The sequence below is a fragment of the Massilia genomosp. 1 genome, from assembly GCF_011682185.1.
GTDB lineage: Bacteria > Pseudomonadota > Gammaproteobacteria > Burkholderiales > Burkholderiaceae_D > Telluria_A > Telluria_A rubra.
This window is the reverse complement of the sequence record NZ_WHJF01000042.1, coordinates 35,520-54,891: the sequence shown is the minus strand read 5'-3', so window position 1 is coordinate 54,891 and position 19,372 is coordinate 35,520. Positions and strand designations below refer to the sequence as shown.

Genomic DNA, 19,372 nt, shown 5'->3' with positions numbered 1-19,372 from the left:
GCACCAGAAGCGAGGCTGGCACCCGGGCGTTTGCATTGCTCGCCAGCGTCATCGAGACTTGCCGCAAGCGGGCCGTTTCCTCCTGGGTCTACATCGCCACTGTGATCGCCGCCGCCAGAAAGGGCGTTGCCACACCCTCGCTGCCGCCGATTCCGTCCGGGACGTGAACGGTTACGTCGCCACGGGCAACCGAACCGAAGCGTGGTGTCGGTTAGCTGAAGATCAGCGCTAATCACCTTATGAATTATACATGGATCAATCTTCGCATATTTCGCCAGCTAAAATGTTAATGAAAATATAAATTTGTCCAACTGTGGTATTTTCAAAATTTCGGCCATGTTCTTGTTTGATCTCAAGGCCTCGTTATAGTTATGGGTGTTATAGGCAATGTGCATTGCCACTAGAATTCGACAGTTTGCAGCCCGAAAAGCATTGTCATCGTCGCTGACCTATTGCGGGGAAATATGGGCCAATGCCGCTTCGAGTGGAACTTGACAATGTCGTAATGGACGCTGTCGTGTTGCATGCATCGTATGCACGGCATTTCTGTTGCGGTCAAGGGCGGGCACAGCCCGGCGTAGCGACCCCTTGAGGGGCAGCAAAAATGCCTTTACGCTCAAGGGAGTAGGGTTGATTGCGGCTTTTCGCAGCCAGCCCCTGAGCCATATCGTTATACACAACTCAGCCATGCCCCTCGCGCATTGACTGCAACGCGGTGGCCACATCCATGACGCGCTGCAATCCCTGCCAGATTGTTTTGACCCCGTGTGAACGGGCTTTGAAAAGCGCGCAAATTTGGGCTTTGCACGCGGTTTTTGTTAAATTCCCCGCCGTGCCCGGGACGGGGTAGCTTGACTATTTCGCGATTTGTGCATCAAGCCCGCTGGGGAACGATCTTCCCCCAGTGGGAGCCCGCGGCAGGCGTCTACGGCCGCGCGCATGGCGAAAAGCCACGCGCAATGGCACCCAGATTTGCGCGCTTTTACAAGCCCGCTAACACCCCGGGCTCCTCGTCGCTCTTGCGGCCAAGGAAGCCGCCGAGCTAGGCGATCAATCGCAACACTTCATTGAGACGGAGCGGTACGGTGTCAACAGCGATTTAAAACTGATACAGTTTTGGCGTCCGCAGCGATTTAAAACTGATACACCTCCATCACCAGCACGCGCTGGATTTTCACTCTTTTCATAGCTCGTTCAGCCAGCCTTGCCGGCACTAATGCCCTTGACGGTACCGGCCTGCCGCTGGTGCTTGAGCCGGTAGCTTTCGCCAGCGATCGGCACGATATGCGCGTGGTGTAGCAACCGGTCCAGCAGCGCTGCGGTCAACGTCGCGTCCTGCGCAAACGTCGCGTCCCATTGGCCGAACGGCAGGTTGCTCGTCACGATCAGGCTGCCTTTTTCGTACAGTGCCGCGATTACCTGGAAGAACAGGTTGGCCTGCTCGCGGTTCATCGGCAGGTAGCCGATTTCATCGATGATGAGCAGCCGGTACGCCTTGATGGCCCGGTGCTGTATCATCATCACGCAAATGCGACGTCAAAGTCACCTCCTGCTGGCCACCGGTTTGATTGGGGAAAAAATGAAATTCACCGACGAAATGGCAGCCGCCTTTCCAAAACGAAATCCACTGCCGGAGGTGTTGCGGCAAGCCCTGCAATTCATGGAAGAACACGGCTGCGTCCGGACGCGCCGCGATGGGAGCCGGTATATGACCGTGTACCCTGAGCCCGAATATGGCGATGTCACGTCAACCGCCTTCCACGTTCCGCGCCCTGCCGCTACCGCCGGCTGGACACGCCGCGATGATCCCGAGGTCAACGACCGCCTGGTGATATTCCTCAGAACCGGGGGAGATGGATCCTGGGCCGGGCTGTGGCTGGACGACGATGGGCGACAGCGGATCGTTCATCTGGGCTCGGGTTCCGGGTCGATGATGCTTTGTGTGCTGACAGAAAATATGGAAGACCTGTTGCGTTTGCTGTCAATTGGTTATACCGAACTCTGTTGGCCCGACGAGTTCGAACGAACTCCGGATGAGGTATTCGAGGAGCGCTGCGACGACGATGACGACGACACTCCGCCACCTCTGCTGTTTCAAAACTATGTTGAAGGGACACTCGGACTGAGCATTCCAGAACGGGCGTCCGAGATCGTTTCAATTACCGTCAGCATGGACGACCCGGAATCGCGTGACGCATTCTTGATGTGGATCAAGCGCCTTAACGATCAGTGACGGGCTGCCATGCGCATGCAAATCGTTGGTGGTTTGCCGGGAAGCGGCGCGTAACCGGCCTCGATCGCGCGCATTTCCGTCTGCTTCTCAAGCGAGTTCACAGTTGTTAAGTTTGCTGAATGAACTATGTCCGATGTCCAGCCTTGGGCCGGATGAGAGGATGGGGCCGCGATCGATCATTGACAGCGCTTGATGTACTTCGAACAGCTTGCCGTTCACGTGCGACACGCCGAACTGCAGCAGCCGTGCGGTGTGCATGGCAAGGTAGCGGTTGGCATTGTCAGCATCCTCAAACAGATAGATGCCGCCCGCCTCGTTGGTACTTTCGTTTACGGTCCAGATCTTCCAGATGAGACCAGGTTCCTTGGCGATTGAGTGCGCCAGATCTTTCATGGCCTCGCCCATCTCCTCACCCCACGGCCCTTGGTAAGGGAAATCGACTTGTAGAAGGTATGCCATTGCTTCGTCCTTTCTGGTGTTGAAAAAGTGTGTTCTGTTTCTGCGTTCGCCAGCGCCTGACGCCGCCGCCGCAGTGTTTCTCGCGGTGACAAAAACAGTTTATCTGTTCTTGAAAACCAGATATATATATGAAACAATCACACTTTGTTCCATTTTATTGAACAGTTATGGATAAGCTTTCAGCGATGCTGACTTTCACTGCAGTGGCAGAGGCCGGCAGTTTTACCAAGGCCGCCGACGCGCTGGGTCTGCCAAAGACAACCGTGTCGCAGCGTATCTCCGGCCTGGAGCGTTATCTGGAGGTGCGTCTGCTGCACCGAACGACACGGGCGCTGACATTGACCGACGATGGCCAGGCATATTTTGAGCGCTGCCAGGTCATCCTGCAGGAGATCGACGACGTGGAAGACGCGCTCAGAAGCAGCACGGCCACGCCGCGTGGACGCGTGCGGATCGAATGCCTGGCCTCGGTCGCGCGCTGGGTAATCGCACCGAAATTGCATGAATTTAAAAGACTGTATCCGGAGCTCTCGGTTCGGCTCGGCAGCAATGATCGGATCAGCCATTTGCTGGAGGATGGCATCGATGTAGCCATCCGCGGCGGGCGCCTGGACGATTCAACCTTGATTGCGCGGCCAGTTTGCGAGGTGCAGTTTGGCCTGTATGCAGCGCCTGCCTATATCCGGGCGGCAGGAAAGCCGGCCCATCCGCTGGATTTGACTGCGCACCAGCTGCTTTCGTGGTTCGGCGGTCAACGCAATGCATTTGCGTGGCGGCTGGGAACCGCTGCGGAGTCGTGTGAGCTTCGAGCCGGCGACGGGCTGCGCTTTGATGATCCGGACGTAGCGATTGCCGCGTGTATCGCAGGCAGCGGCATCTGCCCAGGCTCGCCGTTTGCCGTCGAGAGCGCGGTGCGTTCCGGGCTGCTGATCCCAATATTGCCGCAATGGGCCTTCCCCGCACGCCCGATTCATCTGATCTATCCCAGCAAGAAGCAGCTGTCGATGAACGTGAGGGTTTTCGTAGAATGGGCGCTGGAGTTAATCCGGCTTGATCCGAATATCCGCATGACCCCATGGGATTTGGCTCGTAGCTTGCAAGTATGACGGCACCGTTTCAAGTGCAAAGTGCGGCTGCGGGGATACCTTTCCTTGAGCACTCCGGGTTCCCGAAAGTCTGTAGCGGCACGCTGCCCTTGCGACACGCGGTGGCCGTCAAGCCAGTTGCCGCCTGAATTCGTAGCTATGCTGCTCTTTTAAGCAGAATGTTTTCCTCTGCTTCAACGCCGTTGCTGCTCGTTTTTTCCGGATTGAGATGGACCATTGAGACCGGCCGGCAATGGCGGGTATCGCCGCTCAAGCGGCAAACGGGCGGGCCCGGCTTGCGCCGGCACCCGCCCCCTCAAACGGCCATGCCGTGAATTACTTGGCCACTGGCGCCGCAGCCGCTGCCGTATCGGCAGGACGCTTCAGCCACATCACCCAGTAACGCGCCAGGTCGCCGATGCCATCGGTGCCCTTGATGCCTTCGAAGGTCTTGATCGCATCATCCTTGCGGCCGCCCTTGGCCAGCGCCATGCCCAGCTTGAGCTTGGCTTCTTCTGGACGCTTCAGGCCGCCTTTGGCGATGCCTTTTTCGATCAGGTCGATACCCTTGGCGTGCTCGTCCATGGTCGAGTACGCGTATCCGAGGTTGACCAGGCCGGTGCCGTCTTTCAGCTTGGACGCACTGGCTTCGCCCGAAGCGATGTTCTTGACGTCGTCCGCGGCGTTCTTGTTGGCGCGCTCGCGCAGCGACTTGTGCTTGGCGGCGTTGGCGCCCGTGCCCAGCACATTCGCGGCGAAACCGGCGTCAACCGCTTTCTTCGCTTCGATCGGGAAACCGGCCAACAGCGCCAGTTCGGCCATCTCGACATACTGTTCCGCTTCCATTTGCTTGAGCACGGTCGTCTCGAGACGATACGCGTCCAGCTGCAGTTTGCTGTTGAAGCTGGTCTTGCCGTACATGCGGTGCAGCAGGTCGGCCCACAGTTCTTCGGTCGGATACGAGGCCACCAGCTTCTCGACGGTGGCGGTGTAGGTCGCCATGTCCTTCTGCTTGCCGGCGATCGTGGCCAGCAGGCGCAGGTCGTCCGCTGGCGGCACCTTGCCGGCCTTTTCGGATTCGGCCAGCATGGCGGTCACTTCGGTCTTGGCCGCTGCGAAATCGTTGTTCAGGAAGTAGGCACGCACGATCGAGCCGCGCACGCGGGTCGGCGAGCCGCCGTCGCTGATGTAGCGCTTCATCCATTCAATCGCCTTCGGATAGTTCTTGGCGTTGAACTGCATGTTACCCATCGCCAGGATGAATTCCGGCTTGTCGGCGGCCGGCGTGCTTGGCGAGTTGATGATCGCTTCGAGCGAGCTCATGGCCAAGGCATCGTTGCCGCTGGCCGAGGCCAGCGCGAATTTCATGCGTTCGATGACGTAGGTTTCGTACGGGGTACGGTTGGCGAAGGCTTCGGCGGCGGTGACTTTTTCCTGGACTTCGGCGAATTTTTTACCGTCGATCAAGCCTTTGATCATGCCTGGCTCGAGCAGCTTGTACAGGTCCGGACGAACGGTGTCGGGTTTGGTCGGCGCCGCGCTGGTCGCAGGCGTTGCCGGAGCGGTTTGTGCGCTGGCGCTGGTCATCAGGGCGGGGACGGCGTTAAGGCCAATGGCGGCCAAGATCAGGCTGATACGAGCGAGACGAAACTGGGACATGGAAAATCCTTCAATCAAAGACATAAAGACAGCCTGACGCTATAACGCATCAGAGCGCCGAACCGTGGACACGTGACCTGCAAATGCGACATCCGACTCAGGGGACCTCGGATGCGAATTTCGGACGAAGCGCATATTGTTACATAAACTTTATCTTTGCACGCTGATTTCCGTGCGAACCGGTTTATGCACGGGCAAACGCGCGTCCGTGGGCGTCGAACAGATGGCAGTGCGCGGGCGGCAAATGCAGCGCGATGCGCTCGCCCGCGCGCAGCATGGCGCCGCCCTGCGGCTGGCGCAGCGCGATCAGGGCCGGGTCGCCCGGCATGCTGGCGTAGACGATGGTCTGGTCGCCCAGGTACTCCACGTGGCCGACCACGGCGGCCACCACATTGGATTGCTGCGTGGCTTGCTGCGTGGCCTGCGGCAGCACCGTCATGTGCTCGGCGCGCACTCCCAGCGTGACCTGGTCGTCGATCAGGGCCTCGCTGCCGTCGGCGTCGGCGTCGACCAGCGTGCCGTCGGCCAGGCGCACGCGCACCCCGATGGCGCCGATATGGGCCACCCCGGCGGCGAGAAAGTTCATCTTCGGCGCACCCAGAAAGCCGGCCACGAACAGGTTGCCCGGATTGTTATACAGCTCGTAGGGCGTGCCCACCTGCTCGATGCGCCCGCCGTTGATGACCACGATGCGCTCGCCCAGGGTCATCGCCTCGACCTGGTCGTGCGTCACGTAGATCATGGTGGTCTTGAGTTCCTTGTGCAGGCGCGAGAGTTCCACCCGCATCTGCACGCGCAGGCTGGCGTCGAGGTTCGAGAGCGGTTCGTCGAACAAGAACACCTCGGGCTTGCGCACGATGGCGCGCCCGATCGCCACGCGCTGGCGCTGCCCGCCCGACAGCTCCTTCGGCCGGCGCTGCAGCAGGTGGGTGATCTGCAAGATCCCGGCGGCGCGCCCGACCTGGGCCTTGAGCTCCTCGCCCTTGTGCCCGGCCAGCTTGAGCGCGAACGCCATGTTCTCGAACACGGTCATGTGCGGATACAGCGCGTACGACTGGAACACCATCGCCAGCCCGCGCTTGGCCGGCGCCACATCGTTGGCCAGCAGGCCGCCGATATGCAGCTCGCCGCCGCTGATATCTTCAAGCCCCGCGATCATGCGCAGCAAGGTCGACTTGCCGCAGCCGGACGGCCCCACGAAGACCACGAATTCGCCATCGGCGACCGTCAGGTCGATGCCGTGGATAATGGTCTGCTTGTCGTCATAGCGCTTGACGACGCCCTTGAGGGTGACGGCCGCCATGTCAGGTCGCCGCCGACGGCTTGGCGGCGGCCAGCTCGGCCTGCTGGCGTTCGCTTGCGCTCATCGGAATCATCTGCGACAGGATCGCCACCGGCACCGCCGCCGCCAGCACCCACAGGAAGAAGTTGTGGTAGCCGAGTGCGATCTGGATATCGCCGCTGATCCACTTGAACAGCGAAAAGCCGAGCTGCATGATCCCGGTCGCGAACGCATAGTGCGCGGTCTGGTATTTGCCCGGCGCGACCACCTGCATCATGTACAGGATCAGGCCCACGAAGCCGAAGCCGTAGCCGAACATCTCCACGCTGAGCGCAGCGCCGATCAGGGTCAGGTCGGTCGGCAGGGTGGTCGCAAGGAAGTAGAACACCAGGTTGGGCAGGTTCACCGCCAGGATCAGCACCAGGATGGCGCGCTTGAGGCCCAGCCACGACGTAAAGTAACCGCCCGCGATGCTGCCGACCACAAAGGCGACGGTGCCGGCGGTGCCGTACACGCCGCCCACTTCGATGGTGCTCAGTCCCAGCCCGCCCAGGTTGCGCGCTTCACGCAGGAATAGCGGGCCGATGGTCTGCACCTGCGCTTCGCCGGCGCGGAACAGGATGATGAACAGGACCGAAACCCAGATGCCGGGCTTCTTGAAAAAGTCGATGATCACTTCCTTGAGCGTGCGCGCGATCGCGCTTGCGGTGATATCGGCGCCGACCGGATTTTTTGCCAGCGGCAGCGCCCAGCCGTTGTACAGGCCGAGCGTGACCATCATCAGCGCCAGGATGCAGAACACGATGGTCCAGGCCGACGTCACGCCGAGGGTCTTCTCGAAATACCCGGCCAGCAGCAGCAGGCCGCCCGACGAGATGAAGCGCCCGGCGTTGAAAAAGGTGCCGGTCCAGCCGGCGTAGGCCGCTTGTTGCGTCTGCGTCAGGCTGGAGATATACAGGCCGTCGCAGGCCACGTCGTGCGTGGCCGATGACATGGCGACTAAAGTGAGCATGACCACGCAGGCGGCAAACCAGAACGGCATGTGCAGCGCGAGCGCCACCAGCCCAAGGCAGGCGCCGCCGATCAGCTGGAAGCTGACCACGATGATTTTCTTGCTGCTTGCCAGTTCCAGGAAGGGGCTCCAGAGCGGCTTGAAAATCCAGGCCGACATGATCGCCGCCGTCCAGTGCGAGATGTCGTCGTTGGCCACGCCCATGCTCTTGAACATCTGGCCGGCCACCATCGCCACCGCGAAAAAGGGCAGGCCCTGCGCCAGGTACAAGCTGGGGACCCAGGCCAGTGGGCTGCGTTCTTTTCTGGTTGTTTTAGTCAGTTCCATCGACATCCTTGGGTGGGTTGCTTAACTACGTCACTTAACTACGTCATTTGACTACGTCATTTGACTACGTCACTTGACCGCGCCGTCCATGCCGCGCATGAAGAAGCGCTGCGTGAACAGGAAGGCGGCCAGCGTGGGCAGGATCGTCAGCACGGTGCCGGCGGCGATCACGCGGGTGCTGCTGCCGAAGGTGCCGCGCAAATACAGCACGCCCACCGACAGCGGAAATTCATCCGGTTTGCTCATCACGATCGAGGGCCAGATGTACTCGTTCCAGGCCTCGACCGCGGTCAGGATGCCGACCGTGGCCAGCCACGGCGCGATCAGCGGCAGCATGATCTTGCTGAAGACGACCCATTCCGAGGCGCCGTCCACGCGCGCGGCGTCGATCAGGTCTTGCGGCACTTCCTCGAAGGCTTGCTTGAGCAGCAGGATGGCCACCGCCGTCACCACGTTCGGCAGAATCACGCCGGTGTAGGTGTCCACCAGCGACAGCTTGGTCACCGTAATGAAGTTCACCAGAAAATTCACTTCCGACGGCAGCACCAGGGTGGCGAGGATGATCCCGAACACCAGTTTGCGGCCACGAAAGCGCATGCGCGCCAGCGGGTACGCCGCCAGCGAACACAATGCCAGCTTCCAGAACACGGTACACACGGCAATCAGCACCGAGTTCTTGAAAAACGCCAGGATCGGAATCGCGCGGAACACCTCGGCAAAGTTCTCCAGCGACGGCTTGCGCGGCCAGAAGGTGGGCGGGAAGGCGAACACATTGCCTTCGGTCGACATGGCCGTGACCAGGGTCCACCAGAACGGGAACACGCACACCACCGCGAGCGCGCACAGGATCAGGTAATGGCCGAACGTGGCCAGCGCAGGGGCGCGCATCAGCGGTGCTTCGGCTTGAGGTAGCGCAGGCACATCAGCGCGATGCCGATGCAGATGCTCGACACTACCAGGCTGGCGGCCAGGGCGCGCGGCAGCTTGAGGTGCTTGAGGCCCTGGTCGTAGGCGTAGTACAGGGCGGTGAAGGTCGAATTCATCGGCCCGCCCTGGGTCAGCACGTCCACTTCCTGGTACGCCTTGAGCGCGGCCAGCACCGACAGGATCGTACACACGGCGATCGTGGGCCTGAGCATCGGCACCGTGATCTTCCAGAACTGCTGCCAGCGGTTGGCGCCATCGAGCATGGCCGCTTCCTGCATGTCGGCCGGGATCGATTGCAGCGCGGCCAGGTACATCACCATGTACCAGCCAAGCCCGCGCCAGAGCGTGACGAACATCACCGCGAACAGGGCCAGGGTGTCGTCGGTCAGCCAGCCGATCGGCGCGTTGGCCAGGCGCAGTTGCATGAACACGTAATTGAGCGTGCCCTGTTCATGGAACATGAAGCCCCACATGATGCCCACCACCGACACGGTCGTCACCACCGGCACGTAGAAGGCGGCGCGGAACCAGCGGATGCCGGGCAGCTGGTTATTGACCAGCACCGCCAGCGCCACTGCGCCGACCTGCACGAACGGCACCATCACCAAAAACAGCAGTGAATTCTTGAGCCCCGTGACGAACATCTCGTTATCGAAAATGTAGCGGAAGTTATCCAGTCCAACGAACGAGGTTGGCCGGATCAGGGAATAGTCGGTGAATGCGAGGAACGAACCGTAAGCGACCGGCCAGAACGAAAACACGGCCAGCAGCACCAGTGCCGGTGCCAGGAACAGCCATGCTTGCAGGGTGTGGCGCCGTGTCTTCATCAGTGCGGCCGCTGTTTGGACAGCTTCTTGTTCCAGATCGCGACCGCCTGGTCGAGCGCCTGCCGCACGTCCTGCTTGCCGGTGACGCCCGCTTCGACCGCCTTGACCAGCGAGCGGCGCAGTTCGTCGTAGTCGTCGATCCCGGCCACGTACAAGGTGTGCGAGTGCGCCATCGAGCGGGCTCCCGCTTCCACGGCTTTTTCGGCGGCGCCGGCGTTGCTTGGGTGCGCCAAAAAATACGGATCGGCGGCCGCCTTGACGGCGGTGGGGAATACGCTGGCCTGTTTGGCAAAGGCGAGTTGGTTGGCGTCGCTGGTCAGGTACAGCGCGAACTTGCCGACCGCCGGCAGCAGCTTCGCATCGACCCCCTTGGGGATCGCGAAGTGAATCAGCCAGCCGCCGTCGGCGATGCCGGTGGGGCCGAGCGGCGCCGGCGCCACGCCGGTCATCGCATAGATCTCCTTGGCGTCGGCCTGGATGCGTTTGAGGGCCGTCGGCGGGGCGAGCAGCATGCCGAGGCGTCCGCCCTTGTAGGCGTCGACCACGGCCGGGAAGTTATCTTCGGCGAACAGGCTTTCTTTCAGCAGCCCGCCGGCCTTGTAGGTCGCGGCGAGCTTTTGCACCAGCGCCACATGCTGCGCCGAATTGAACACCGCCTTGCCATCCTTGATGACGGCCAGGCCCTGCCACATGAACAGGCCATCGATTTTCGACAGCGCCGGGGCGATGCCGGCCTTGCCGGTGCGCGCCGCGATCTGGCGCGCAAACGCCAGTTGTTCGTCGAAGCTTTGCGGGCCGCGCGTCAAGCCCGCCTCCTTGAAAATGCGCTGGTTGTAGGCGATCACGGCGACGTTGCTGTACATCGGGAAACCGTAGGTCTTGCCCTTGAAGCGCAGGTCTTCCAGGGTGCTGGGAATGTAGCTGGCCCTGGACGCGCCGAGCAGGGCGTCGATGGGCGTAAGCAGTTCGTCGCGCGCGTATTCGTCGGCCCAGGGCACGTTCAGGTTGACCAGCGCCGGCGGCGTGCCGGCCACGATGCGCGTGACCAGCTTGGTCTGGATGACATCCCACGGAAAATCGATCCACTCGATCTTCACGCCCGGATTGGCCGCCTCGTAATTGCGCGCCACCGAGTCGAAGAACGGCGTGAACTTGGGCTTCATGCTGAAGGTCCAGAATTCGATTGTCGTCTCGGCGGCGGCGGCGGCGGTGGGTGCGGCCAGTCCAAGTGCCATCCATGCCGTCAGCAGTATCGTTTTCATCGATGGCGGGGCCGGGTCAGTTGGTCTTGGTGACTTTGCTGAGGTGGCGCGGACGGTCCGGGTCCATGCCGCGCGCTTTCGACAGGTGCGCCGCCATCACGTAGAAGGCCTGCACCGCGACGATCGGGTCCAGGTCCGGGGTGGCGGCAATCGGCAGGGTCAGGTCGCGCTCGGGTACGTCGGCGGGCGCTGCCAGCAGCACGCGCGCGCCACGGGTGCGCATCTCGGCGGCGAGCGCGATCAGGCCGGCCTGGGTCGGTCCGCGCGTTGCGAAAATGAGCAGCGGGTAGCCATCTTCGATCAGGGCCATCGGGCCGTGCTTGATTTCGGCGCCGCTGAAGGCTTCGGCCTGCAAGGCCGAGGTTTCCTTGAACTTGAGCGCCGATTCGAGCGCGATCGGAAAACTGATGCCGCGTCCGACCACCATGATGTTGCGCGCCGGCGTGAGCACGTCCAGCGCCGCCGACCAGTCCACCTCGGTAGCGCTGCGCAATGCGTCCGGCAGGGCGGCCAGGCCTTCGCTCAGTTCCGGGTCGTTCTGCCACTGCGCCACCAGGCGCGCGCCGGCCACCAGGCTGGTAATGAAGCTCTTGGTGGCGGCCACGCTTTGCTCTTTGCCTGCGCGCAGCGGCATGGCCCACTCGGCGGCGGCGGCCAGCGGCGAATCGATATCGTTGACCAGCGCGATGGTGGTGGCGCCGCCGTCGCGGAAGTACTTGATCGGTTCGACCACGTCCGGGCTCTGGCCCGATTGCGAAATGGCGATGGTCAGCGTGTCGCGCGTGACCAGCGGCGACTTGTACAAGGTCACCAGCGACATCGGCAGGGAGGCCACGATGCGCCCCATGCGCGCCATGATCAGGTAGGCGCAGTAGTTGGCGGCGTGGTCGGAGCTGCCGCGCGCCACCGTCAGCGCGGTGTTGAAGGTGGTGGTCCTCAGCTTGCGGCCCAGTTCCGCATAGCGTTCGACGTCGTTTTCCAGTTGCAGGGCGACGCAGTCGGCGGCGGACAGGGCTTCTTTAAGCATCAGTGAGGTCACACTTTTCTCCTTCGATATAGACAGCTTTGATTTTCAAATCGCGGTCCAGCACCACCATGTCGGCAAAGGCGCCCGGCGCCAGGCGTCCGCGTTCGGTTTCGCCGAGGTAGTCGGCGGCATACGTCGAGACCCGGTGCGACGCGTCTTCCAGGGTCAGGCCCAGGCTCACCAGGTTGCGCAGCGCCTGGTCCATGGTCAAGGTGCTGCCGGCCAGGGTGCCGTCGGGCAGGCGCACGCCGCCCATGCATTTCTGCACGCTGTGGCGGCCAAGCTTGTAGTCGCCGTCGGGCATGCCGGTGGCGGCGGTGGAATCGGTGACGCAGTACAGATGCGGGATCGCGCGCAGCGCCACCTTGATGGCGCCCGGGTGTACGTGCAGCAGGTCGGGAATCAGTTCGGCGTACTGCGCATGCGCCAGCGCCGCGCCGACCATGCCCGGCTCGCGGTGATGCAGGCCGCTCATGGCGTTGAACAGGTGGGTAAAGCCGGCCGCGCCGTGCTCCAGCGCGGCCACGCCATCTTCGTAGGAACCGAGCGTATGCCCGATCTGCACGCGGATGCCGGCGTTACTCAGTTCCCTGACTAAATTGAGGTGGCCGGCGATTTCGGGCGCCACGGTAATGAGGCGCATCGGCGCCAGTGTGCCCAGTTGCTGCACTTCGGCCAGGGTGGCGGCGCGCGCGTAGTTCGGCTGCGCTCCCAGCTTGCCGGAGTTGATGTACGGGCCTTCCAGGTGTACCCCGAGGATGCGCGCCGCGCCCGGACGGCGCTCGGCGCAGGCCGCGCCGATGGCCTTGAGCGCACGCGTGATTTCGTGCGGCGGCGCCGTCATGGTGGTGGCCAGCAGGCAGGTGGTGCCGTGCCTGGCGTGCATGGCCGCGATGATATGGGGCGCGTCGCCGGCTTCCATGATGTCCTTGCCGCCGCCGCCATGCACGTGCAGGTCGATGAAGCCGGGGATGACGTAGTCGTCGCCGTTGACCGCCGGATCGACCGCGCCGCCATGCATGCCTGTGACCCGTTGGCCGAAGCTGATCGCGCCGTTGATCCAGCCGCTGCTGGTCAGGATATTGCCCTTGATTGCATCGCTCATCGGCGCGACTCCGCTACAAATTCATAATAATCGCTGCGGCAGAACGAGTGGGTCAGTTCCACCGCCGCGCCGCTGTCCAGGTAACTCACACGGGTAATGTGCAGCATCGCCGCGCCCGGCGCCAGGCCGGCCAGGCGCGCCTGCTCCGCATTGGCGTTGACGGCGCGGATATGCTGCAGCGCGCGCATCGGAATGGCGCCGCGCGCCTCAAGGTAGCCGTACAGCGAATCGGTCACGCCGTGCGGATCGGGCATGTGGATCGCCGGGATGGTGGTCGTTTCGATCGCCATCACCACATCGTCGGCGGTACGCAGGCGGCGCAGGCGCGCCACCGGCATGTTGGGCGAGAGCCCGAGCGAGAGCAGTTCCAGGGGAGCTGCCACGCCGATCTCGCGTTCCAGCCAGCGCGAGCCGGCCGTGAAGCCGCGCTGGCTCAGTTCTTCCGAAAAGCTGGTCAGGCGCGAGAGCGGCTGTTCCAGCTTGGGCGTGATGTAGGTGCCGGAGCCGCGCCGGCGCGTCAGCATGCCGCGCTCGCACAGCATGTCGATGGCTTTGCGCGCGGTCACGCGCGAGATGTCGAGCATGTCCGAGAGCATGCGCTCGGACGGCAGCGCTTCGTTGGCGCGCCAGTCGCCGCTGGTGATGCCGGCCGAGAGCTTGTTCGCCAGCTGCATATACAGTGGGGTGACGCTGTCGGCGTCGGGCTTGAAATCGCTGAGCTGCGCAAGCATGGTTAGTGTCCTCTCACGTGGAGTTCGATCATGCGCAGCGCGCCGCTGGCGGAGTCGCCCAGGGGAGCGACGCTGCGTGCCAGCAGGTCTGGCGGCAGGTAAGCGCGCAGCGGCGCGCCAAGGCCGCCGCACAGGGCCAGCGGCAGTTGGCCGGTGGCGTCGAGCGCGTGCGCCATCAAGGCCACTTCGCGCCCGGCATCGGCCAGGATGGCGCGCGCGGTGTCGCACGTAGCCGCATGCGCCACCACCAGTGGCGCCAGCGAGGCGAACACGGTCTGGGTGGCGCCCCCGATCCACACCTGGATCGCATTGCGCTCGCCGCCGCAGGCGTCGATCACCGCTTGCGCAAAGGCGCTGTGCGGCGCGCGGCCGTCGATGACTTTTTCGATATGGGCGATGGCGCGCAGGCCCATCCAGCCGCCGCCGGCTTCGTCGCCGGTCGGAAAACCCCAGCCGCCCACTTCGCGAAAGCTGCCGTCGGCCAGCAAGGCCTGGCCCACGCTGCCGGTGCCGATGGCGACGATGGTGCCGGGATTGCCGCCATGCGCGCCGATCAGGGTGGTGTGGCCGTCGTTTGCCAGGCGCATGCTGCCGAAGCCCGGATCGGCGCTGATAAATTGTTCGGCCCACAGCGGATTATGCACGCCGGCCATGCCGAGACCAATGCCGATGCCGGCCTTGGGCGGCTGCGCGATGCCGGCCGCGCCAAAGGCCGAGGCGATCGCTTCGGCGACCGACTTCCACGCCTGCGCAATGCCGAGCGAGAGACCGGACGGTCCGCCCTGGCCTTGTGCCAGCTGGCTGCCGTCGGCGCGCGCCAGGCGCACTCTGGTACCGGTTCCACCGCCATCGACGCCGATGAGATATTCGATCATGTTTGCTGTTGTCCGGGTTCTGAAGTGGGGAAGGTGTGGGCACTATATGATCGCCTAACCACCTTGTCAACAGGTATTTAAGTGGTATTATAAAATACCGAATTGGCATGCTGCCGCAACTTGCCATTATCGGTTTAACCAATTGTTTTTAAACGTATTTCTGAGCAAGGGGAATGGTATTGTGCTGGCTCTGGTTTAGTGCCAATTTGGTATGCACGGAGAAGCGCGCGCCGACGCCCGGGGAGGGCGGCGGCATGGGGCGGCGCGCCTGGGCCGAACGGTCGTTCAGCCTTTGAAGCCGTTCGCTTTGCCGACCTTGGAAGATACCAGGCACGCCATGGTGGCCTGTTCGAAAGCCGGGTTGGAAATCACCGCAGCATAGTGCTGGAAGGCGGGATTTTCGAAAATGGACGGCATCTCGGTGCGCTCGTCATCGGTGACTGACGACCAATCCACACGCGGAAAAGCGTCTTGATCGAGCTTGGCGATGATCGACCTGTGGGTGATGTCGATCACTTTTTTCCCCAGCGGCGAATTGAATATCCGGACCAGTTGCACGGCGTCCGTGGGCGTGATCGGACCGCTGGCGTAGGCCCGGCCCATGCAGTCGCGTATGTCGCTCAGGTCGGCGACGGCGACCTTGGCCAGGAATGCGGCGTAGGGGTTCTGGTCGCCTTGCGCGCGCTTGGTGGACACGCGCGCCGATACGGCCGCCATTTCCTTGTAATTTGCCAGGAAGCGCGTGGCGTCGACGAGTTGGAGGAACGCCGCATCGGGCTTGGCCTGGAGTGTGCTGGTATCCGAGCCAAGCGCCGCGTTGCAGGCGCCGATGAAAATCAGGAGGGCGGCAGAGCGCATGGTTGTTTTTAACATGCGCCCATTGTATCTGCCTGCCTGACTGCCAGGCAGCTTGCGCTAACGCGTTCGCCGCGATGTGGTTTCAGGCACGCACGGTGTTACCGGTCGCACCATCAGCCGCGCGTCGCCCTGGCGCCTTTGCGGTCATAGCGCATCAGTTGCGCGGCGCCGTTGCCGGCCGCCTTGACGCGTACTTCCACGTTGCCCGAGCCGCGTACGGTCACCTTGGGCTGTTGCACCACCAGCTCTTCGGCGTCGATGCTGCCCGAACCGTTCAGGTCGGCGACGAGCGTGCCGACCGCGCCGTCGATGTCGATCTCGCCGGAACCGGTCACCACCAGGCGCGCCTTGTCGGCCTGCAGTTGCTTGACGGTCAGCTCGCCCGAGCCATGCAACTCACCCAGGAATTCCTCGCTGCCGCCGGGGACGCAGACTTCCCCCGATCCGCGCAGCACGGCGCTGGCGCGCTTGAGGTTCATGCTGCAGGCGTCGAAGCTGCCTGAGCCGTTTACATTGGCCTGCAAGACGCCGACGTCGCCGCCGAGGTCGACGTCGCCAGAGCCTTGCATGCTCACGTTCAGCTTCGCGGTTTTCAGTTGGAACATCTCGACATCGCCCGAGCCGCTCACGTTCAGTGCGAATTGCGCGCTCTCGACATCGCGTGCCGACACGTCGGCGCTGCCGGCATTGGACAGGCTGTGCAGGCCGGGCGCCCTGATCTTGATGGTGACGCGTTCCTTCCGGTTGAAGCGGATGTTGATGCCGCCGGGCGCACGCGGGCGCACGATCAGGGTATCGCCCTTGACGATGGTGTCGATGTCGTCGAGTTCCTTGCGCGGGCCCGACAGCGCGAGTTCTTGCGTGCCCACGCCTTTGATCTCGACTGTGTAAGGGCCGGACACGTCGATCGCGTGGAAGGGCGCGACCTTGCGCACATCGTAGATGTCCTCGGCGTGGGCGGCGGCCGCGGCGGCGCACAGGACGGTGGCGCAGGTGAGGTAGTTGAACAAGGTGGTCATGGCATGTGGCCGCTGGGCGGCGTTGAGTACGGAACATGAACAATACGGCCATCCGGGCGCGCACGCGCGTAGCAGGCGACGAACGGACGAATCGGCGGCGTGAACGGTCGGGAAGCGGCTGTGCGCGGGCGGGCACGGGCGGGCACGGGCGCATGGGGATGCGGGCACGAAAAAAACGGGGGAGGGGAGGTCGGAAAACCCGAGGGGGCGTCGGGTTTTCCGGTGTGAACTGTGCTGCGAGCGTGCGGCCAGGGGCTGGCCGCCGCGAGGGGTACTCAATTAGTTCTTGTACTGTTCCAGCTGGATGGCGAAAGCGGTCTTGTAGTTCTTGACGAATTCAACAGCTTCGGCGCTCACGTCGGCGCGGTTGCGGCTGGTCGACTGGCTGATGGTGACAGCTGGCACGCTCAGGCTCGATGCGGCGGCGGCGGAAACAGCGGTGCTGGCGGCAGGGGCGTCGGCGGCAAAGGCCGAAGCACTCAGGACCAGGGCTGCAACAGCGGTAAACAAGGTCGATGCTTTCATAATATTTCTCCAGTATTCATTCAACGTCGCGTTTGTCTGCGGCGGCAAGAGCGGTGCTCTTTGATTAAGGTCAGTGTATTGCGTCTGATTGATTCGAAAAAGACCGAATGACGCAATGCACAATTGCTAAATTCGGAATAATCGATCTCAATCCACGCTTAGTTCGAGATCAGGTCGAGCTGGGTATTGAGGGTTGGACGGGCATTCTTGGCCGCTGCCAGCGCTTCGGCGCGCACCTCGGCGCGGCTGCGGGTCGACGACACGGCCAGCTCCGGCACGGCCAGTAGCGGCACGTTCAGGCGGGTGGCGCTGATGCTGCTCGCCGCCGCACTGACGCTTGCGCTGGCCACGGTGACATCGGCCGCAACAGCGGTAGCAGCAAAGTTTCCAACAGAAAACACGGCAACAGCAGCAATGAAGGACAATGATTTCATGGTGTTTCTCCAGTAATTGAGTGGAAACTGCGTGGACGTCGCTGGGACCTGGCGGCGCTGACGAGTTGCTTGTTTGCGATTGCTGGTCCATGTGAAGCAGTCTATACGTTGCGGTATCCGCAAAAAAGGCGAATACTCGCAATGCAACATTGCGCAATTTGGGATAATCCACAGTCGGAGGCGGGGATGGACAGGCTTCAATCAATGCGTGTGTTTGCCAAAGTGGTCGAGCAGGGCAGCTTTGCCCGCGCGGCGGAGGCGATGGAGATGTCGAACACCGTAGTGACGCGCAACATCGCCGACCTGGAAGCCCACCTCGGCACGCGCTTGCTCAACCGCACCACGCGCAAGCTCTCGTTGACCGAAACCGGCCGCCAATACCTGGAGCGGGTGCGCCAGATCCTGGCCGATATCGACGATGCCGACGCGGTCGCGTCCTCGTCGTCGCGCAAGGCCAGCGGGACCTTGCGGGTGTATTGCCATCCCGGCTTCGGCCAGTACCAGCTGGCCAGGCTGCTGCCGCTGTACGCCGCCACCGTGCCGGAGGTGGTGCTCGACGTCACCCTGGCCGACCATGCGGTCGATATCGTCGAAGAAGGTTTCGATGTCGGTATCTTCATGGGCTTGCAAAAATTCGACGCCAGCCTGATTGCGCGCCGCCTGGCCACGTCCAACGTGGTGCTGTGCGCCTCGCCCGACTACCTTGCGCGGCGCGGCGAACCGCTTACGCCGGTCGACGTGTCGTCGCACGATTGCCTCAATTTCGCCTTCGAGCAGTTGCGCCACAGCTGGCCGGTGACGTGGGAGAACAAACGGGTCGATGTGCCGATCACCCCACGCGTGATATCGAACAATATCTCGGTGCTGCGCCAGGCGGCCATCGCCGGCATGGGCATCATGGTGCGTTCCTCGCTGACCCTTGAAGACGACCTGAGCAGTGGACGGCTGGTGCAACTGCTCAAGGGTCACCATCTGGGCCGCCTGGAAGTGTCGCTGGTCTATCCGAGCCGGCGTTTGCTGTCGTACAAGGTGCGCAGTTTTGTCGATTTCATGACGGCCCAGTTTCCGCGCCCGGAAAGCGACCCCTGGCTGGCGCAAGTCTGAGGCGTTTCTTTCTCGCCACACTCGCTGACATTTTGTTCATGTCATGCCAATGTCATGTGCTATATTTCTAGTCGGAATTTAGTGATTCCAGAGTGGCATCAGCGATATGCTTTCTGGCAAATTTTACAAAAGCAAGAAGTTGCACGGGCACTAGCGGCCCATCTCGAAAGCCCGCCTCCGCGCGGGCTTTTTTTCGTCCGCGATTTTTGCGCCGGGTAGCGAAATTGCGCCGGGCAGTGTCATAATGTGACGATGTGAGACAACAGAGGTTTATTCGCTCCGCTCACGGATTAACAGGAGGAATAATGATTCGCTATATGGGCACACGGCAGACTGACGACGGTGCCGTCGTATATGTGTTTATTATCAACGGTGTGCAGAAAGAAATCCGCGAGCACGCGCTCAAGCAGTATCCCGGCTGTTACGAGATGCTGCCGGCGTCGGCCAAGCAGAAAATCGCTGCCAACCGCAATTGGCTGTCCAAGCTATAAATCGTTATCAGGAGCCCGCAATGAGTAAAGCGCAAGACAACAAGAAAGAAACCAAAAAAGAGCCCGCCAAGTCGGTGAAAGAGAAAAAAGAAGCCAAGAAGGTCAAGAAGGAAGAGCGCGCGCGTCAGTA

19 protein-coding genes and 2 pseudogenes are annotated in these 19,372 nt (G+C 62.3%); 4 read left to right on the top strand and 17 right to left on the bottom strand.

The features are described from left to right. Positions 1–997 precede the first annotated feature (997 nt). Together F1735_RS37450 and F1735_RS17065 are read right to left on the bottom strand one after the other, a co-directional pair. Positions 998–1,081: pseudogene (locus F1735_RS37450) on the bottom strand (IS4 family transposase); the annotation flags it as partial. A 113-nt stretch (positions 1,082–1,194) separates the two neighbouring features. After that, positions 1,195–1,506: pseudogene (locus F1735_RS17065) on the bottom strand (ATP-binding protein); the annotation flags it as partial. Positions 1,507–1,579: 73 nt separating this feature from the next. Between F1735_RS17065 and F1735_RS17060 the strand changes: the two are divergent. Continuing rightward, a complete protein-coding gene (locus F1735_RS17060; RefSeq protein WP_167238036.1) occupies positions 1,580–2,233 on the top strand; it encodes a hypothetical protein in 654 nt (217 codons plus the stop codon). Positions 2,234–2,320: 87 nt separating this feature from the next. Here the strand turns inward: F1735_RS17060 and F1735_RS17055 are convergent, their stop codons facing one another. Then, complete coding sequence (locus F1735_RS17055) at positions 2,321–2,692, bottom strand: monooxygenase (RefSeq protein ID WP_167238035.1); 372 nt, start codon at positions 2,690–2,692, stop codon at positions 2,321–2,323. Positions 2,693–2,859: 167 nt separating this feature from the next. Here F1735_RS17055 and F1735_RS17050 point away from each other — a divergent pair, with 167 nt between their 5' ends. Continuing rightward, on the top strand, positions 2,860–3,798 hold the full coding sequence (locus tag F1735_RS17050) for a LysR substrate-binding domain-containing protein (RefSeq protein WP_167238034.1): 939 nt from the start codon (positions 2,860–2,862) through the stop codon (positions 3,796–3,798). 315 nt (positions 3,799–4,113) lie between these two features. On the opposite strand, the gene F1735_RS17045 is transcribed toward F1735_RS17050, so the two are convergent. The 14 genes from F1735_RS17045 to F1735_RS16980 form a co-directional block, all read right to left on the bottom strand. Beyond that, positions 4,114–5,436 carry a tetratricopeptide repeat protein gene (locus F1735_RS17045; protein ID WP_167238033.1) on the bottom strand — a complete coding sequence of 441 codons (1,323 nt, stop codon included), beginning with the start codon at positions 5,434–5,436 and terminating at the stop codon, positions 4,114–4,116. A gap of 184 nt (positions 5,437–5,620) precedes the next feature. Further along, a complete protein-coding gene (locus F1735_RS17040) occupies positions 5,621–6,739 on the bottom strand; it encodes an ABC transporter ATP-binding protein (protein ID WP_167238032.1) in 1,119 nt (372 codons plus the stop codon). Between the two features lies 1 nt (position 6,740). Further along, on the bottom strand, positions 6,741–8,057 hold the full coding sequence (locus F1735_RS17035; protein WP_167238031.1) for an MFS transporter: 1,317 nt from the start codon (positions 8,055–8,057) through the stop codon (positions 6,741–6,743). A gap of 69 nt (positions 8,058–8,126) precedes the next feature. Next, positions 8,127–8,945: a carbohydrate ABC transporter permease gene (locus F1735_RS17030; RefSeq protein WP_167238030.1), complete on the bottom strand. Its 819-nt coding sequence runs from the start codon at positions 8,943–8,945 to the stop codon at positions 8,127–8,129. Next, positions 8,945–9,811: a carbohydrate ABC transporter permease gene (locus F1735_RS17025; RefSeq protein ID WP_167238029.1), complete on the bottom strand. Its 867-nt coding sequence runs from the start codon at positions 9,809–9,811 to the stop codon at positions 8,945–8,947. The genes F1735_RS17030 and F1735_RS17025 overlap by 1 nt, the downstream gene beginning before the upstream one ends. Continuing rightward, positions 9,811–11,073, bottom strand: coding sequence for an ABC transporter substrate-binding protein (locus F1735_RS17020; RefSeq protein ID WP_167238028.1), 1,263 nt, complete (start codon positions 11,071–11,073; stop codon positions 9,811–9,813). The genes F1735_RS17025 and F1735_RS17020 overlap by 1 nt, the downstream gene beginning before the upstream one ends. 16 nt (positions 11,074–11,089) lie before the next feature. Further along, positions 11,090–12,100, bottom strand: coding sequence for an SIS domain-containing protein (locus F1735_RS17015; RefSeq protein ID WP_187364280.1), 1,011 nt, complete (start codon positions 12,098–12,100; stop codon positions 11,090–11,092). Continuing rightward, positions 12,093–13,205 carry an N-acetylglucosamine-6-phosphate deacetylase gene (nagA, locus tag F1735_RS17010; protein ID WP_167238027.1) on the bottom strand — a complete coding sequence of 371 codons (1,113 nt, stop codon included), beginning with the start codon at positions 13,203–13,205 and terminating at the stop codon, positions 12,093–12,095. The genes F1735_RS17015 and nagA overlap by 8 nt, the downstream gene beginning before the upstream one ends. Beyond that, a complete protein-coding gene (locus F1735_RS17005; RefSeq protein ID WP_166874143.1) occupies positions 13,202–13,936 on the bottom strand; it encodes a GntR family transcriptional regulator in 735 nt (244 codons plus the stop codon). Before F1735_RS17005 ends, nagA begins: the two co-directional genes overlap by 4 nt. A 2-nt stretch (positions 13,937–13,938) precedes the next feature. After that, positions 13,939–14,811: a BadF/BadG/BcrA/BcrD ATPase family protein gene (locus tag F1735_RS17000; RefSeq protein WP_167238026.1), complete on the bottom strand. Its 873-nt coding sequence runs from the start codon at positions 14,809–14,811 to the stop codon at positions 13,939–13,941. Between the two features lie 285 nt (positions 14,812–15,096). Further along, positions 15,097–15,669, bottom strand: a complete 573-nt coding sequence (locus F1735_RS16995) for a hypothetical protein (protein ID WP_167238025.1) — start codon at positions 15,667–15,669, stop codon at positions 15,097–15,099. A 113-nt stretch (positions 15,670–15,782) separates the two neighbouring features. After that, complete coding sequence (locus tag F1735_RS16990) at positions 15,783–16,688, bottom strand: GIN domain-containing protein (RefSeq protein WP_167238024.1); 906 nt, start codon at positions 16,686–16,688, stop codon at positions 15,783–15,785. A 279-nt stretch (positions 16,689–16,967) separates the two neighbouring features. Beyond that, entirely contained in the window at positions 16,968–17,213 is a 246-nt protein-coding gene (locus tag F1735_RS16985) for a hypothetical protein (RefSeq protein WP_167238023.1), read from the bottom strand. Between the two features lie 158 nt (positions 17,214–17,371). Further along, positions 17,372–17,647, bottom strand: a complete 276-nt coding sequence (locus tag F1735_RS16980) for a hypothetical protein (RefSeq protein WP_167238022.1) — start codon at positions 17,645–17,647, stop codon at positions 17,372–17,374. 186 nt (positions 17,648–17,833) lie between these two features. Between F1735_RS16980 and F1735_RS16975 the strand changes: the two genes are divergently transcribed. Together F1735_RS16975 and F1735_RS16970 are read left to right on the top strand one after the other, a co-directional pair. Continuing rightward, positions 17,834–18,751: a LysR family transcriptional regulator gene (locus F1735_RS16975; RefSeq protein WP_167238021.1), complete on the top strand. Its 918-nt coding sequence runs from the start codon at positions 17,834–17,836 to the stop codon at positions 18,749–18,751. Positions 18,752–19,056: 305 nt separating this feature from the next. After that, complete coding sequence (locus F1735_RS16970; protein ID WP_167238020.1) at positions 19,057–19,242, top strand: hypothetical protein; 186 nt, start codon at positions 19,057–19,059, stop codon at positions 19,240–19,242. Positions 19,243–19,372 lie beyond the last annotated feature (130 nt).